The 15,716-nt window shown below is 35.1% G+C and carries 13 protein-coding genes, 1 pseudogene and 1 riboswitch; of the genes and pseudogenes, 3 read left to right on the forward strand and 11 right to left on the reverse strand.

The features are described from left to right. Positions 1–68: 68 nt before the first annotated feature. From katA to metE, 3 genes are all read right to left on the reverse strand, one after another. On the reverse strand, positions 69–1,523 hold the full coding sequence (katA, locus tag I7822_RS00580; protein WP_207974865.1) for a catalase KatA: 1,455 nt from the start codon (positions 1,521–1,523) through the stop codon (positions 69–71). A 733-nt stretch (positions 1,524–2,256) separates the two neighbouring features. After that, positions 2,257–3,675 carry an NAD-dependent succinate-semialdehyde dehydrogenase gene (locus I7822_RS00585; RefSeq protein ID WP_207974866.1) on the reverse strand — a complete coding sequence of 473 codons (1,419 nt, stop codon included), beginning with the start codon at positions 3,673–3,675 and terminating at the stop codon, positions 2,257–2,259. Positions 3,676–4,035: 360 nt separating this feature from the next. Then, entirely contained in the window at positions 4,036–6,324 is a 2,289-nt protein-coding gene (gene metE / locus I7822_RS00590) for a 5-methyltetrahydropteroyltriglutamate--homocysteine S-methyltransferase (RefSeq protein WP_207974867.1), read from the reverse strand. A gap of 152 nt (positions 6,325–6,476) precedes the next feature. Then, positions 6,477–6,672, reverse strand: a riboswitch (cobalamin riboswitch). Between the two features lie 360 nt (positions 6,673–7,032). On the opposite strand from metE, the gene I7822_RS00595 reads away from it, so the two are divergent. Next, positions 7,033–7,440 carry a coiled-coil domain-containing protein gene (locus tag I7822_RS00595; protein WP_207974868.1) on the forward strand — a complete coding sequence of 136 codons (408 nt, stop codon included), beginning with the start codon at positions 7,033–7,035 and terminating at the stop codon, positions 7,438–7,440. 75 nt (positions 7,441–7,515) lie between these two features. On the opposite strand, the gene I7822_RS00600 is transcribed toward I7822_RS00595, so the two are convergent. Further along, on the reverse strand, positions 7,516–8,016 hold the full coding sequence (locus I7822_RS00600) for a phosphatase PAP2 family protein (protein WP_207974869.1): 501 nt from the start codon (positions 8,014–8,016) through the stop codon (positions 7,516–7,518). A 140-nt stretch (positions 8,017–8,156) separates the two neighbouring features. Between I7822_RS00600 and I7822_RS30125 the strand changes: the two genes are divergently transcribed. Beyond that, positions 8,157–8,282, forward strand: a complete 126-nt coding sequence (locus I7822_RS30125; protein ID WP_260445562.1) for a hypothetical protein — start codon at positions 8,157–8,159, stop codon at positions 8,280–8,282. A gap of 63 nt (positions 8,283–8,345) precedes the next feature. Here the strand turns inward: I7822_RS30125 and I7822_RS00605 are convergent, their stop codons facing one another. Further along, entirely contained in the window at positions 8,346–9,641 is a 1,296-nt protein-coding gene (locus I7822_RS00605; protein ID WP_207974870.1) for a DEAD/DEAH box helicase, read from the reverse strand. Positions 9,642–10,058: 417 nt separating this feature from the next. Between I7822_RS00605 and I7822_RS00610 the strand changes: the two genes are divergently transcribed. Beyond that, positions 10,059–10,898, forward strand: coding sequence for an STAS domain-containing protein (locus tag I7822_RS00610; RefSeq protein ID WP_207974871.1), 840 nt, complete (start codon positions 10,059–10,061; stop codon positions 10,896–10,898). A gap of 82 nt (positions 10,899–10,980) precedes the next feature. Here the strand turns inward: I7822_RS00610 and I7822_RS00615 are convergent, their stop codons facing one another. From I7822_RS00615 to I7822_RS00640, 6 genes and pseudogenes are all read right to left on the reverse strand, one after another. Then, a complete protein-coding gene (locus I7822_RS00615) occupies positions 10,981–12,540 on the reverse strand; it encodes a fatty acid--CoA ligase (protein ID WP_207974872.1) in 1,560 nt (519 codons plus the stop codon). 227 nt (positions 12,541–12,767) lie between these two features. After that, the gene (locus I7822_RS00620; RefSeq protein WP_207974873.1) at positions 12,768–12,974 is read right to left on the reverse strand and encodes a hypothetical protein; all 207 of its coding nucleotides are present in this window, start codon (positions 12,972–12,974) and stop codon (positions 12,768–12,770) included. A gap of 89 nt (positions 12,975–13,063) precedes the next feature. Continuing rightward, positions 13,064–13,270, reverse strand: a pseudogene (locus tag I7822_RS30545) (EAL domain-containing protein); the annotation flags it as partial. A 77-nt stretch (positions 13,271–13,347) separates the two neighbouring features. Beyond that, entirely contained in the window at positions 13,348–13,563 is a 216-nt protein-coding gene (locus I7822_RS30550) for an EAL domain-containing protein (RefSeq protein ID WP_372442069.1), read from the reverse strand. Between the two features lie 117 nt (positions 13,564–13,680). Beyond that, a complete protein-coding gene (locus I7822_RS00635; RefSeq protein ID WP_207974875.1) occupies positions 13,681–14,214 on the reverse strand; it encodes a nitroreductase family protein in 534 nt (177 codons plus the stop codon). A gap of 503 nt (positions 14,215–14,717) precedes the next feature. Further along, positions 14,718–15,713 (reverse strand): ABC transporter permease, encoded by a 996-nt coding sequence (locus I7822_RS00640; RefSeq protein WP_207974876.1) that lies wholly within the window; start codon positions 15,711–15,713, stop codon positions 14,718–14,720. Positions 15,714–15,716: the final 3 nt, after the last annotated feature.

A 15,716-nucleotide genomic window follows, 5' to 3' on the forward strand; every position in this document is an offset into this window, starting at 1 on the left:
TAAGTAAGAAACTATTGAGAATGATGTAAGGTTTTTCAACGAAATATATGAATCTATCTGCTAAGAGATTATTTCACTGATTCTGGAACTGCTAACCCTAAACCTTCTGCGATACGTGTTCCATATTCAGGATCTGCCTTATAGAAGTGCTGAATTTGACGTAACTTAATATCGTCTCTTTCAACAGGCTTCATAGCACCAACAATGTTGGAAACTAGATGTGCACGTTGTTCTTCAGTCATTAAGCGATATAGGTCACCTGCTTGTGTATAGTGATCGTTATGATCATATCCAACACTATCTGCTACACCAGATACAGGGTATGCTGCTTGCTTATGCTCAGGAGTTTCAGATGGACCACCAAAGCTGTTTGGCTCATAGTACACAGACTTACCACCATTGTCATCAAAGCGCATTTGCCCATCACGCTGATAGTTTTTCACTTCATTTTTCGCACGGTTAATCGGTAGTGCTTGGTGGTTAGCACCTACACGGTAACGGTGTGCATCATGGTATGCGAATAAACGACCTTGTAGCATTTTATCAGGTGATACATCTACTCCAGGAACAAGTGTACCAGGTGAAAATGTTGCTTGTTCTACCTCCGCAAAGTAGTTTTCAGGATTTCTGTCTAATACCATACGACCAACCTCGATTAGTGGATAGTCTTTTTGTGACCAAACCTTTGTTACATCAAATGGATCAAAACGGTAAGTATCTGCGTCTTCTAAAGGCATAATTTGTACATATAATTTCCAAGCTGGAAAATCACCTTTTTCAATCGCATTGAATAAATCTTCTGTATGATAATCAGGGTTTTCACCTGCTATTTTTGCCGCAACTTCAGGACTGATGTTTTTAACACCTTGCTCTGTTTTGAAATGATATTTGATCCAAACTCCATCACCTTCAGCATTTGTCCATTTGAATGTATGGCTACCAAAACCATGCATGTGGCGTAATGTAGCTGGAATGCCACGATCAGACATAAGGATTGTTACTTGGTGTAAAGCTTCTGGTGACAATGACCAGAAATCCCATATTGCATTAGGATTCTTCAAATGTGTTTGTGGATCTCTTTTTTGTGTATGGATGAAATCAGGGAATTTGATGGCATCACGGATAAAGAATACCGGTGTGTTATTCCCAACGATATCGTAGTTACCTTCTTCTGTATAAAATTTAACTGCAAATCCGCGTGGATCACGAACTGTATCAGCTGATCCAAGCTCACCAGCAACTGTTGAAAAACGAATAAATAAAGGTGTCCGTTTTCCTACTTCAGATAAAAAGTTAGCTTTCGTATATTTAGACACATCATTTGTTACTTCAAAGTAACCGTGAGCACCTGCACCTTTTGCATGAACAACACGCTCTGGAACTCGTTCTCTATTAAAATGTGCGAGCTTTTCTAAAAGGTGTACATCTTGTAATAATGTTGGGCCGCGATCTCCTGCTGTGATTGAGTTCTGGTTGTCCCCTACTGGAGCACCCCAGCTTGTAGTAAGTCTGTTATTAGTCATTTAAGAATCACCTCATCAATTATTTGAACATGATATTATAATAACATCTCTCAGATAAAAATCAATACCTTTTTATAATAATTATAATTTAATATTAAAAATTACTATTTAATAACTCTAAAAATAATTAGCTTGTGGGTTTGTAGGGTGGGTACTTTTTATATCACTGTTAATATCACGACACTTTTATTACTATGTTATTGATTATGAATCTATTACTATTAAAATTATTTTTTGTTAGTAAGAACAATCAATGTGGACGAGTATTAACCACGACACTTGCTTTTATTGAACCAACCAACTATTCGAGCTCTTTTCTCACTTGAATTGAACCACTTTTTCACTTTATTGAATCCCTCATCTCATTTATTTAACCACTACTCTGATTTTTTGAATCAATTTCCTCGTTTTTTGAATCACCGCACTATTCGTGGCTCTTTTCTAACTTGTTTTGAACCACTTTTTCGCTATTAACACTCTACTCACAAATCCTGAATTATTTACATGAATAACGAACAAAAGCTCAGGGCGCCTTGAACAGCCTCGGGCAAATAAGACGCTCATGAATAAAAGGTATTTTTACCTTCAATTCATGAGTGGCTTATGACCCAAGAGGGGCTAGGCGCTGGAGTTGGAGCTGGATGCCTAGCACTTAACCACAGTACTAGAATTTTATAATTTCCTAGATAAGTAAAAAAAGCTTAGCTAATTTTTAGCTAAGCTCTCATAGATACTATAATCCTAGGGAAATATATTTTATTTCTAAGTATTCTTCAATGCCATGATGGCCACCCTCGCGACCAATTCCACTTTGCTTGAAGCCCCCAAATGGAGCTTGAGGTGTTGAAGGAAGGCCATCATTTAAGCCAATTATTCCATATTCAAGGGCTTCTGTTACTTTTATTCCTTTTGTGATATTTTCAGTAAACACATATGCTGCCAAACCAAAGATAGAGTTGTTCGCTCGTTTAATCACTTCTTCTTCTGTCTTGAATGTGGTAACAGGTGCGACTGGTCCAAATGTTTCATCTTTCATACATAACATATGATCATTTATATTTGAAAGTATTGTAGGTTCTATAAATAACCCTTCTTTTCTTGTACCACCAAGTTCGACTTTAGCCCCATGTGATACTGCATCCTCGATGTGCAGAAGTACTTTTTCAACCGCTGCTTGATCAATAAGTGGACCAATATCGCTCCCTTCTTCTAGTCCATTGCCTATTACTAATTCTTTTACTTTTGGAATTAGTTTTTCAATAAAAGCTTGGTAAATTGATTCGTGTACATAAATGCGATTTGCGCAAATACAAGTTTGCCCTGCATTTCGATATTTTGCTGCGATCACACCATCAACTGCTTTATCTAAATCTGCATCCGCTAATACTATGACAGGTGCATGCCCACCTAGCTCTAATGATAGCTTCTTAACTGTTTGTGCTGATTGCTGCATTAAGAGCTTTCCGACTTCTGTTGATCCGGTAAAAGTTAATTTTCGTACTCTGTCATCTTGGAGCCAGACCTCACCAATTTCCACAGCATTCCCTGTAACAACATTAATTACACCCTTAGGAATTCCTGCAGTTTCTGCTAACTTTGCTAATTTTAATGCTGTAAGCGGCGTTTGTTCTGCTGGTTTAATCACAACTGTACATCCAGCTGCTAGTGCAGGAGCTACCTTCCTTGTAATCATTGCAGCAGGAAAATTCCATGGGGTGATAACTGCGACTACACCAACTGGTTGCTTTTGCACAAAAAGACGTTTATTTCTTTGAGTAGCTGGGATTGTTTCACCATAAATCCGCTTTGCTTCTTCTGCATACCATGATAAAAACCCATTTGCATAGTTAATTTCACCAATTGCTTCTTTCAATGGCTTTCCTTGCTCCATTGTCATTGTTTTCGCTAAATCTATTAATTGTTCATTGATTAAATCATGCCATTTGTGTATTAAGTCTGCGCGTTCATAAGCAGAATATGCTGACCAACTAAGATAGGCATTACTTGCCGCAGCAACAGCATGTGCAGCTTCAACTTTTCCTCCATTTGGAACAGTCGCAAAACAATCGTTTGTAGCCGGATTCGTAACCTCGATCGTTGGTAAATCTTCCCCACTCCATTGTCCATTAATATACATTTGATAATGTTCCATTATGTTCCTCCTTTAGTTTTAGTCCTTATAAGTGATACTTATTAATCTATTCTGAATTTTATCTGGTCGATCAAAGAAAAATAATTCGTAGTTCATAGAAATTTCCTGTATCCATTATTTTCATGGATTACATAGATTTCTCAATGAATGACGTTAATGTAAGCTTAAATCATAATAAAGCATTAATACAAGACAAAACTAGTAATATATTAAGAGTTAATGTTACGTACAAAAAAAACAACTTCCTTCAGTTATTAGATTGTTTTTCTAGACAAAAAAGCACTACATACCAAAACAGTAGTAGTGCCTAACCTCTTTCTTCTATCTAATTAAGCCTTTATCACATTCTAAAAAATTTATTTAAACAGTCTCAACCGATTGAAGCTTTTCTCTATAATTGTGTGCAGCTTCAACCATTACCTTTAATGCTGCAATCGTTTCAGCTTCCCCTCTTGTTTTCAAGCCGCAATCCGGGTTAACCCAAAAAGCACGGTAATCCAACACTTCAAGTGCACGTTTAATATTTTGTGATAATTCGTCAATGGTTGGAACACGTGGGCTATGAATATCATATACACCTAAACCAATTCCTTTATTGTAATGATGCTGTTCAAAGGAAGCGATTAATTCACCGTGACTTCTTGATGTCTCAATTGAGATTACATCTGCATCAAGTTCATCGATTGCATGAATAATATCATCAAAATTCGAGTAACACATATGCGTATGAATTTGTGTATTATCTTCCACAGATGATGTAGCTAATTTGAATGCGTAAACTGCTGCGTTTAAGTATTTTTCTGTTTTTTCTTCTTTTAATGGTAATCCTTCACGCAAAGCAGCTTCATCTACTTGAATCATCTTGATTCCACTTGCCTCAAGGGCTTTAACTTCCGCGCGAATCGCTAAGGCTACATGATTTAACACATCTGTACGGCTAATATCATCACGGACAAATGACCAATTTATGATCGTTACCGGTCCTGTCAGCATCCCTTTCACTGGTTTTTTGGTTAGAGATTGGGCATAAACAGTTTCCTTAACGGTCATGTTTTCTATGCAATAAACATCACCAAAAATAACAGGAGGCTTCACACAACGCGAGCCATACGATTGAACCCAACCAAATTTCGTTATCGCGACACCTTCTAGTTTTTCTCCAAAAAACTCAACCATATCTGTACGCTCAAACTCACCATGAACAAGAACATCTAATTCAAGTACTTCTTGAATATCAATCCATTTCTTTATTTCACTTTGAATATATTGCTCATATTTCGCAGCAGATAGCTCACCTTTTCTCCATTTCAATCGTTGTTTCCGTACTTCCTTTGTTTGAGGGAAGCTTCCTATTGTTGTAGTAGGAAGGATTGGTAATTGAAATTGTTCTGCTTGTAATTCCTTACGTATTTTTGAATCAATACGTGATGAAGAGTCATTTTCCCTATTTTTCATCGCGTCATGAACCATTTGAACATTACGATGTGCCGAATTTTTCAACGAATGAACTGCTTGATCATATCTTTCTAGTTCAGCAACACCTAATTCATCATTAGCAAACTTTGTTAGGTACACAATTTCTTCAAGCTTTTCATCAGCAAACGCTAATGCATCTTTTATTTGCGTGTCTAATTTTTGCTCATTTTTTACCGTTACTGGAACATGAAGCAAGCTACAAGATGGCTGAACAATAAGTCGATTTTCATCAACGAAGCTAGTTAATTCTTTCAATAGAGATGCTTTTTCAGTTAAGCTTGATTTCCAAATATTACGACCGTCAACAACTCCTGCAAAAAGTACCTTATCATTTGGAAAACCATATTTCTTTAAATTTTCAACATTCACACCTTCATCATGGACAAAATCAAGACCAATACCTTGTACTGGTAATTGAGTAATCTCTTGATAGAATTCAATACTTTCAAAATAGGTTTGAAGGATGAACTTTACATCTGGAACTCCACCTTGAAAAGCTGTATATACTTCTTTAAACTCATTGATTAACTCTTCCTCTACATTCTTAACTAAAATTGGTTCATCAATCTGAATCCATTCTGCGCCAGCTTCTTTTAGCTGCTTAAACACTTCTATATATAAAGTTATAAGTGAATTTAATAACTCAGCTCTTTTTTGCTCATCATATCCTTTAGATAAGGAAAGTAATGTAATTGGACCAAGGATAACCGGTTTACCATGTATTCCTAACTTATTTTTAGCTTCCAAATACAAGTTTAGTATACGATTTTCTTGTAAAGTAGGCTTTGCGTCCTTTAATTCTGGCACGATATAATGGTAATTAGTATTAAACCATTTCGTCATCTCTGACGCAATTTTCCCGCTGCTTCCTCTAGCAATCTCGAAATACGTTTTAAGTGAAACCTTCGTTTCTCCGGTTTTAAAGCGCTCAGGAATAAGTCCAAACATTGCAGCAGTATCTAATACTTGATCATAATAGCTAAAATCACCAATAGGAATTAGATCAATTCCTTTTTCTTTCTGTTTTCTAAGATGTGATAAGCGAATTTGTTCCATTTCGCTATAAAACTGTTCCTCATTTATTTCGTTTGACCAAAATAATTCTAAAACCTTTTTCCACTCACGATTCTCACCAATTCTTGGATAACCGATATTTGAACTTTTTATACTCATTTTATTAACTCCTTCTATGTAGATTATTTTTCCAATAAAAAAGCCTCTCTAATGGATTAATAGAGAGACGATTGATAGACATAGTTAACTAGAGTTGAAATGAATAAACAGGTTCAACATATGACCACCACTCCTCCCTATTTCGCGTAGGTAATAAGTGCACACAATAGGCAGGTCTCCTGACTTAGGTTCCTCACTTCATATCCCTTCCCATTTCAAACTTGAAACAGTGGATTGTGATATGTAGCTCCCCATAACAGTGGCGCGACCGTGTCGGATTTACACCGAACTTCCCTTTTAAGTTAAAAGTCTTTATTTTCTTTTAACACCCATTGACTGAACATTATTAAATTTTAAAATATATTTAAAACATGTGACTTAGATTATATCATTTTTTGTTTTTTAGCAAGTTTTTTTACTAATTAATCGTTTATTATTATGACTAAATTGTATATTCATTAATTGTTGTTTACATAACATTATTATGTAATTATATAGATATCCTTCACAATTCATACTAAACAGAATCTCACTACAAATTTCTTTTTAAAATTGAATAACATGTAGCATCTTGTTGGTTTCTGCGCTTTCCCGAGAAATAACGAAGAAGATAAGGCCCTTACAATTAGGCATGAGCCGTGACACTCCGCTAAAACCCACATAAACTTATAAGGATTTCATCCATATAAAAAAAGGAGCGATTCCTTCATGAACCCTTACGGATACGGTTATTACCATGAGTTTGTCCCACATCAACCTAATTTGTATAATCCATATGATTATCATCCATTCGTTCAACATCAGGAACAATTTGAGGATACAAGACAACCAACTCTTGAAAGAAGAGTAAATGCACTTGAACGACAAACAGAACGACAAACAAGGGAATTATCAAGACTTAACAATGAATTAAAAAGACAAAACGAAGAGCACAAACGATTAAACCAAGAATTCAATCGATTAAATCGCGAATTCAACCGAGTAAACCAGCAAGTAACACAAGTAAATGAAAGAGTTGAACAACATACTCGCCGATTAAACCGTTTAAACCAACGTCTACGTGCAGTAGAAAATAAATTTGATTTTCCATTTACACCAGGTGAAGGCGGTTTTTAATTAATTCGTTCTAATGAACAAAAACAAGGGTGATAAAATGAAGAACATTCCTACTATCATCCTTGTTTTTGACATTCATTTTCTTATCAGGGGAAGCATGTTAACAACTATACTTACTATACTACCAATAAAAGCACTTCTAACAACATCGAACGGATAATGAGCCCCTGTCCATATTCGTGAAAAACCAATTAGTACTGATAACCCCAACATAATAAAACCAAAGATTTTGTTGGAAATAAAGATCATCGTTGAAACAGCAAAGGCCAGCAGTGTGTGTTTACTTGTAAAAGTTGAATCCAGTTTTGATGGTATTAAAAGATTTGCTTTACGGGTCATAAACGGTCTTGGTCTAAACTTATATTGCTTTATTAGGACATTAATACATAGGTTAATCATGAGCGAAATCAATGAGTGATAAAATACTTTCCTTTTTTGACCTTTTCGTAGCCACATTAAAAATAAAACAAATGCGAAAATGTAGCGAATCTTATTAGATGCAAAGACCATGATATTATCTAAGAAAGTATTTTTACCTGCAAAGTCATTTATCCATTTAAATAGCCTTTGATCCATAAAAATACCTCCTAATTTTTTTGTCGACATTATTATTCTCTAATCATCAGGGAGTATGTAAAAAATGAAAATTAGATAGAAAATAAAAATATTTCTATTGCACATAATATTGATGATAACGCTGGAGAGGAGGTACAATAATGACAAACCGCAATGATAACCGCGAGCGAAAAAACAAATACCCTAATAACAAAAAGCAGGATACAGAATTCTCAAAGGATATAAATATTAGAAGCGAAAAAACGAAGCAGGATTTACAAAAGTAAAAAAGAGAGAAGATTTCAACTTTAGACTGTTGATGTCTTCTCTCTTCTCATTTATCAAAAAATTCATCGGGTTCTTTTAGAGCGAGAAGAAGTAGTTGTTTTACTCTTTCTCCTACTATCATTTGTTCTATTTCTAGAAGGAGCTTCAGATGCTCTCCCTGCTTTTTCTTTACTAATTGGACGGCGTGCCTTTTTTATTTGTGAGCTTCTTTCCTGCTCATAATCATCACGATCAGGAATACTTATCCCTTTTATCACTTGCTTTTCTAATGTTTGACCAATCCCTTTTTCTATCATTCGTAAGAAATCAAGGTCCTTGGGAGCAACTAATGTAAAGGCTACACCATCTCCACCTGCTCGTCCTGTACGGCCAATGCGATGAACATAACTTTCAACATCATGTGGAATATCATAATTAAACACATGTGTTACACCTTCTACATCTAATCCCCTTGCAGCGACATCTGTAGCAACTAAAAATTGAATTTTCGCTTCACGAAATCGCTTCATCGCTTTTTCACGCTTTGCTTGAGTTAAATCACCGTGAAGTTCGTCAGAATCATAGTCATTGGCGATAAGAGCTTCTTGAAGCTTTTTCGCACGAATCTTCGTTCGACAAAAGATAATTCCCAAAAAAGGACGATGTTCTTGTAATAAATGTAACAATGTCTCCTGCTTTCGTCGATCCGTTGTTTCAATAACAATTTGTCTGATCTCATCAACTGTGATTCTTTTCGCTTTTACTTGAATGTTTTCTGGTTCAAGCATGTATTTCTTAGCGAGAGACCGAATTTCACTTGGCATTGTAGCAGAAAAAAGCATCGTTTGACGTGTTGAAAGGGTCTCATAGATAATGTCATCTACCTCTGGAAGAAAGCCCATATGTAACATTTGATCAGCTTCATCTAATACAAGCATCTCAACAGTTGATAAATCAATTGTTTTACGTCGAATATGATCCAATAACCGACCTGGAGTTGCCACAACAATATGCTGAGCACCTTTTAACTTTTTCAACTGGTGCTCAACGTCCTGCCCTCCGTATACAGCTAGTACATTGATATCTTCTAGGTTCTCAATCATTTTTTTAATTTCTTTTGAAATTTGCTGTGCTAGTTCACGTGTTGGTGTCAATATCAAAGCCTGAATATCTGACTTACTACTATCAATCTTTTCTAAAATTGGAAGAACAAAAGCTAATGTTTTACCAGTTCCAGTTTGTGCTTGGGCAATAACATCCTTTCCCGCTAATATAGAAGGAATTGTTTTTTCCTGGATAGGTGTAGGTGTAACAAGTCCTAATGACTTTAACGTATGATTAATTTCTTTTCGAATTCCTAGTTGTAAAAAATCAGGCAATGTAATCACGTCTCTTTTCTTAAATTAATGCTTTATTGTTGTTTATGTACTGTTGATAAGCTCTTTGACATCTATCTCCAGTTCATACGTCGCTTAACGGGCGCCCTGAGCTTTTGTTTGTATAAAGGCTTATATACTATAGCATATTGAATAGTATTTTACAGAGAGAATTTAATTATAACCTATTTTATTTCCTAAACTATACCATCTCCAAATACATTTTAAACAAACGTTTAATTAAACAACTAAAAAAGATAAAACAAATCCTCGCAAACATTGATATAGGCTAATAAAGAAAATAAGTAAATGAGCTTTCTTCGTTTCAAATTTCGCAAGCTATGTTTGATCAACTTTTAAACGATATAAAGTAAAATATGGTATTATTAAATAGTTGACTAAAATTTGGGAGCGATAGCATTGAAAGAAGAATTAAATTACATTGGACAAAAAATTATAAACAACAGGAAAATTTTAGCTAACAGTGTCGCTGAGTTACAGAAAAATTTATATGATTCAAGCCAAAATTATCTCATCAGGTACCAAGATACTGATAATAATCGCGCATCACACCTGATTGAACTTTTAGGAAAATCGTTAATAGATAAGCAACAATTATCTAATGAAATAGTTGCTTGGGCAAAAACAGAGGCTGGTTATCTCGTAGATACTATTTCGTTAACGAAAGCGCTAAGGTCTTTGGCTTTTTATCGAACGGTTATATGGGATGTTTTCACCGAGGAGTTAGAACAACAACAGTTTGCCGCACTAACAATGTTAGATGTTAGTAAAATTATTGATCCATTATTAGATGAAATAAGTGCAGTATTTGGGGAAGTATTCCAAGACCACAGTAATAAATTAATGAAAATAGCTTATACAGCATTAGAAGAGCTTTCGGTACCTGTTGTTCCTATTAACAAAAATGTCGCTGTTGTTCCACTTATTGGTGAAATTGATACACATAGATCTCAACTAATATTAGAAGTGACAATGGAAGAATCTTCAAAACTCAAACTCGAATATCTAATTTTAGATGTCACAGGAGTGCCGGTAATCGATACAATGGTTGCAGACAATTTATTTAAAGTGATTTACGCTTTGAAACTTTTAGGTGTGGAAACAATTATTACAGGTATAAGACCTGAAATTGCGCAAACCATCGTTTCAATTGGTGTTAATTTTAAAGGAGTTACAACTTTTGCAGATTTACCTACCGCTTTATCTAGTATTGATCTAAAAGTAGTACATCAAAACTAGGTTTTTAAAAAATTAACTTCACATACTTTTATAGGAAAGCTGAGATCTAGAACAGATTCTCAGCTTTTATTTACTAAAAAACTTATTTAACCTCCTGATTTTTTAAATCCTCACGTAATAAAAACTTCTGAATCTTCCCACTTGCATTTCTAGGTAATTGATCGACGAAAATATATCTTCTTGGACGCTTATAAGGTGCAAGCTTTTCAGAATGCTTACAGAAGTTTTCTAAATCTTCGGCAGTCAGATTTTGATCTTTTTTCACGACAACTGCTATTACCTTCTCTCCCCATAATTCATCAGGTTCTCCAAGAACAGCTACATCTAGTATTCCTTCATGCTCATAAAGAGCATCTTCTACCTCTCGTGGGTAGACATTTTCTCCACCACTTATGACCATATCATCCACTCGATCTGCAACAAATAAGAATCCATCTTTATCTAAGTATCCGAGATCACCAGAGTGATACCAACCTTTATAAAGTGCTTCCTCACTGGCCTCTTTTCTATTAAAATACCCAATCATCATAGCTGGACCTTTCACGATAATTTCTCCTACCTCTCCAGGCGGTAAAATATCTTCAGGCTCAGATGGTCCGTTTTCATTTGGTTTAACAACTCTTACTTCGTGATTAAAGCAAGCTCTTCCAGCTGAACCTGCTTTTGAAAGCTGTTCATCTTTCCCTAGAAATGTGATAGCTGGTCCCATTTCCGTCATTCCATATGCTTGCACAAGTTCGATACCTAGTTTCTCCTTACATGCATTGACTAATACAGGCGCCATTGGTGCTGCACCATAGAGACCAAGCTGAAGTGATGTTAAATCATAGAGTTCTAGATTTTCTTGTAAAAGCATATTCCACATCGTTGGGGCAGCAAAAAAACTTGTTATCCCTTCATCTTTTATTGTATGTAACACTTCCTTTGCATCAAAGTGATGGATAATCACATTTTTTGCACCGATATGCACTCGAGGCAGAAAACAGCAATGAAGTTCTGCACAATGGAACATCGGGGCTGTTACAAGACCAATATCACTTGCAGACATTGTTAGAGAGCTAATACAAATTAGGCTATGCTCAATCATATCACGATGACGGTGCATTACCCCTTTTGGTCGACCTGTAGTCCCACTTGTATACATAATTGCGTAAGTATCTGATTCAAATACTTCTGTCGTTGGTTGTGTTGTTGAAGCTGATTTAACGTTCTCGTGATAGGAAGAAGCATAGGCTGGGGTTGATTCATCAATAGACCAAAAAGAAACGGACGGGAACTGGTCATGTATCTTTGTAATTTGGGGTTCTAAAGCATGTTCAAACAAGACAATTTTCGGCTCAGCATCATGCAGAATATACGCTACTTCATCTGCTTTTAAACGGAAATTTATCGGATTAATAATTGCCCCGATCTTTGCTGCAGCAAAATAAACTGTTACTAATTCATATGAATTGAAAAGAAATGTTGATACTCGATCACCTTTGCGTACACCTGAAGCAAGGAATGTATTTGCAAGCTTGTTTACTTTCTCGTTCCACTCATGGTATGTCCAGCGAATTCCTCTTGTACGATCCACCAACGCTTCCTTATTTCCAAATTTAGCAACGGTTTGTTCAAATAACTTACCAATCGTTAAATACATTTTCATTCCTCCCCCTCACGAATAGAAAGCGATTACATTTACTGATTGAAATCAAAGTAGATTACTGTCTATATGATATTTCTACTAATTTCATAAAATTCCTTTTTCGATTTCGAAATAAAGAACAGTAGAAAAACTTCACCTTATTTAATCACTGAAAGTATAAAAAACACCGTGTAGGTTGTAAACAACTATCTACACGGTGTTCTTGATACGATATATCTTTATTAGCTTCCCATTTTCCTACGTGTATTACTAGTTTTTTTGGCTTGCTGACTTTTCATCTTTTGATTTTGACCCAATCCTTTATTTGCCTGTTTTCCATTTGCTTGAGCTTGTTTTTTATTTGCAAGCTGTTGTTTCATTAACTCCTGTAAGCTAACCTTCTTTTTTTCTGTAGGTTGTGTATTTTGGTCGTTATCATGATTTGACATGGATATATCTCCTTTATCGTTAGAAATCATTTATAAGCTTTAACAGATGCTTTCCAATCAATTATAATACAATATTAATAAATAAACACCTAGAGAACAAAGATATTACCAATTTTACTTATCAGAATCCAAGAAAGTTCGTTGTATTTGTTTCCAATTAATGGTTTACTGAAGTAATTGCCTTGACAAAAATCACAACCATACTGATTTAAGACTTGGTGCTGGTATTCTGTCTCAATTCCTTCAGCAACTACTGTTAAGTCTAAGTTATAAGCTAATTTAACAATTGCATCTACAAGCGAAACATTTTTTTATTTGTTAGCTCATGAACGAAAGATTTGTCTAGTTTTAATACATCAATAGGAAGCTTCATTTAGTAGGATAACGAAGAAAAGCCCGTGCCGAAATCATCAATTGCGATCTTTATTCCTATGTTTTTCAATTCATTAATTGTACTAATAGCGTTCTCTTGATTCTTATTCATAATACTATCAGTTATTTCAAAGACCAAATTTTTAGGATCAACACCAGTCTTCTCAATAACATCCAAAACATCTACTATTAACGTTCCTTTTTCTAAAATACACACTTCAATTAGAACTAAAAATCAAGTAGGAGGAATAAAAGTAGAAAAACGTAAGGATACTGTCTTTAAAATAAAACCTTTACGTTTTTCTACTCAAATTAAGTACACCTTAAATAATAGTTAATGATTCTGATCGAATAATCCATAATGAATCATTTCTTTTTTATTTGGTAGATCCTTCTTATTTGGCTTTTCTTTCGCATAGCCTAATCCCAAAATAGCAAGCACTCTTCGGTCATTCGGTATATTTAATGCTTCTCTTACATGCATTTCCCTTTTTTCAGATTCAACCTCATCAGTCGCATTAAAGACTGCCCCAAAAGCACACCCTAGCCCAGCGTTTACAGCAGCTAACCAAATATACCCACTTGCAATTGAAGAATCCTGAATCCAATACTTACTAATTGTTGGACGACCTGTAATAACGATCGCATAATTTGCTTCTTTTAACCAAGGTACATATGGGGTTGTTTCAGAAAGATGATCAAGCATTCCTCGCTCATTCACAACAATAAACTCTCTCGAAGGTAGATTATTCCCTGTAGGTGCTAGCCATGCTGTTTCTAAAATCTCCTCGATTTTTTCAGATGGTATAGGTTGATCTAAAAAACTAGTGATTTCCCTTCTTCTACTCACCACAAGGTTAAATTCCATTCTATTTCCCCCAGTCACAAAAATAAAAGAATATTTAAAATACATCTTTTATTTTAACAAATATTCACTAAATAACCAATTTCCACTACTTATCCTTCTGTTTTATACAGGAAAAACAATACAGGACCTTGTCTTCGGTTATCAATCCATTTAAAAACCCATCTAAACAATATATAATTTTCTCACAATTAGAACATTTTCCTACTTCTTCTCTCATTATGATCTCCCTCCATTAATTCATTTCTCTAAATAACTAATTTGCCATTTAACATGTTTGCTACATTTATAGCATGATTATAACTTTATATGTCTCTATTTCATTATCTAGAGCAAACACATTATTTTGCCATCGAATTTTCATAGCTAATTTTTATTCCTAGTATTATTAAGCTTCTATGATTCTAACAAAAACACCCAATACTTCTTTAGTTTTTTTAGAATAGGAAAAAGCTAGACCAATAAAGTCTAGCTTTTACTTCCGTTCGATTCCTTTCAAATAATGATTACGCTTTTTTATTTTTACGAGCATCAATCAAAACAGCGCTTACAATGATAATACCCTTTAAGATTTGCTGCCAGTAAGATGATACCCCTAATAAATCAAGCCCATTGTTCAGAACTCCGATAATTAGTGCTCCAATCATTGTTCCCGCAATTGTTCCAACGCCTCCAGATAGACTTGTTCCACCAATTACTGCTGCTGCGATGGCATCTAACTCAAACATATTTCCCATACTTGGTTGTCCTACACTGATTCTCGCAGTTAACATCATGCCAGCAATGGCTGAAAGTAAACCAGCGTAAGTGTAGATCATGATTTTATAACGGTCTACATTAATCCCACAAATTCTTGCCGCTTGTTCATTCCCACCAATTGCATACGTATATTTACCGAACTTTGTTTTACTTAACATTAGATGAGAGATAATTCCCATAACAATAAAGACAATAATTGGAAATGGAATCCCAATGATTTCACCTTTACCAATAAACAAAAATGATGGCGATAAATCTGGAATTGGTCTTCCATCACTATATAATAACGCCAAGCCTCTTGCAGCAATCATCATTCCTAGTGTAGCAATAAAAGCTGGAATTTTTCCTTTTGCTGTAATTGTACCGTTAATCAATCCAGCAAGTGCACCAATTCCAAGGCCAATTGCTAAAGGGGCAATGATTGGAAATTCACCCGGATGAGCAAAACTTGCTGATGCGACGGAAACTAACGCAATAACTGATCCGGATGACAAATCAATTCCTGTTGTAATAATAACCATCGTGACACCCATTGCAACAATTCCGATAAATGAAATTTGACGAACAACATTTAATAAGTTTTGAGTTGTTAGAAAGGCTTCTGATAGAAATGACATTGTCACCATCATTGCGAGTAAAACTAGTAATATCCCATATTTACTAGTTAGTTGCGTCCCTTTCTCTTTCCAAGCATACCTAGTCTTACTAACACTCGTAACTGTGCTGCCAACTGGATTATTCATCTT

The organism is Metabacillus bambusae (genome assembly GCF_017497975.1).
In the GTDB taxonomy this organism is placed as follows: Bacteria; Bacillota; Bacilli; order Bacillales; family Bacillaceae; genus Metabacillus; species Metabacillus bambusae.

What these genes read in the sequence shown, in the direction of transcription:
- katA (WP_207974865.1), bottom strand. Translation starts at nt 1,523, where the DNA reads ATGACTAATAACAGACTTACTACAAGCTGGGGTGCTCCAGTAGGGGAC.
- I7822_RS00585 (WP_207974866.1), bottom strand. Translation starts at nt 3,675, where the DNA reads ATGGAACATTATCAAATGTATATTAATGGACAATGGAGTGGGGAAGAT.
- metE (WP_207974867.1), bottom strand. Translation starts at nt 6,324, where the DNA reads ATGAGTATAAAAAGTTCAAATATCGGTTATCCAAGAATTGGTGAGAAT.
- I7822_RS00595 (WP_207974868.1), top strand. Translation starts at nt 7,033, where the DNA reads ATGAACCCTTACGGATACGGTTATTACCATGAGTTTGTCCCACATCAA.
- I7822_RS00600 (WP_207974869.1), bottom strand. Translation starts at nt 8,016, where the DNA reads ATGGATCAAAGGCTATTTAAATGGATAAATGACTTTGCAGGTAAAAAT.
- I7822_RS30125 (WP_260445562.1), top strand. Translation starts at nt 8,157, where the DNA reads ATGACAAACCGCAATGATAACCGCGAGCGAAAAAACAAATACCCTAAT.
- I7822_RS00615 (WP_207974872.1), bottom strand. Translation starts at nt 12,540, where the DNA reads ATGTATTTAACGATTGGTAAGTTATTTGAACAAACCGTTGCTAAATTT.
- I7822_RS00620 (WP_207974873.1), bottom strand. Translation starts at nt 12,974, where the DNA reads ATGTCAAATCATGATAACGACCAAAATACACAACCTACAGAAAAAAAG.
- I7822_RS00635 (WP_207974875.1), bottom strand. Translation starts at nt 14,214, where the DNA reads ATGGAATTTAACCTTGTGGTGAGTAGAAGAAGGGAAATCACTAGTTTT.
- I7822_RS00640 (WP_207974876.1), bottom strand. Translation starts at nt 15,713, where the DNA reads ATGAATAATCCAGTTGGCAGCACAGTTACGAGTGTTAGTAAGACTAGG.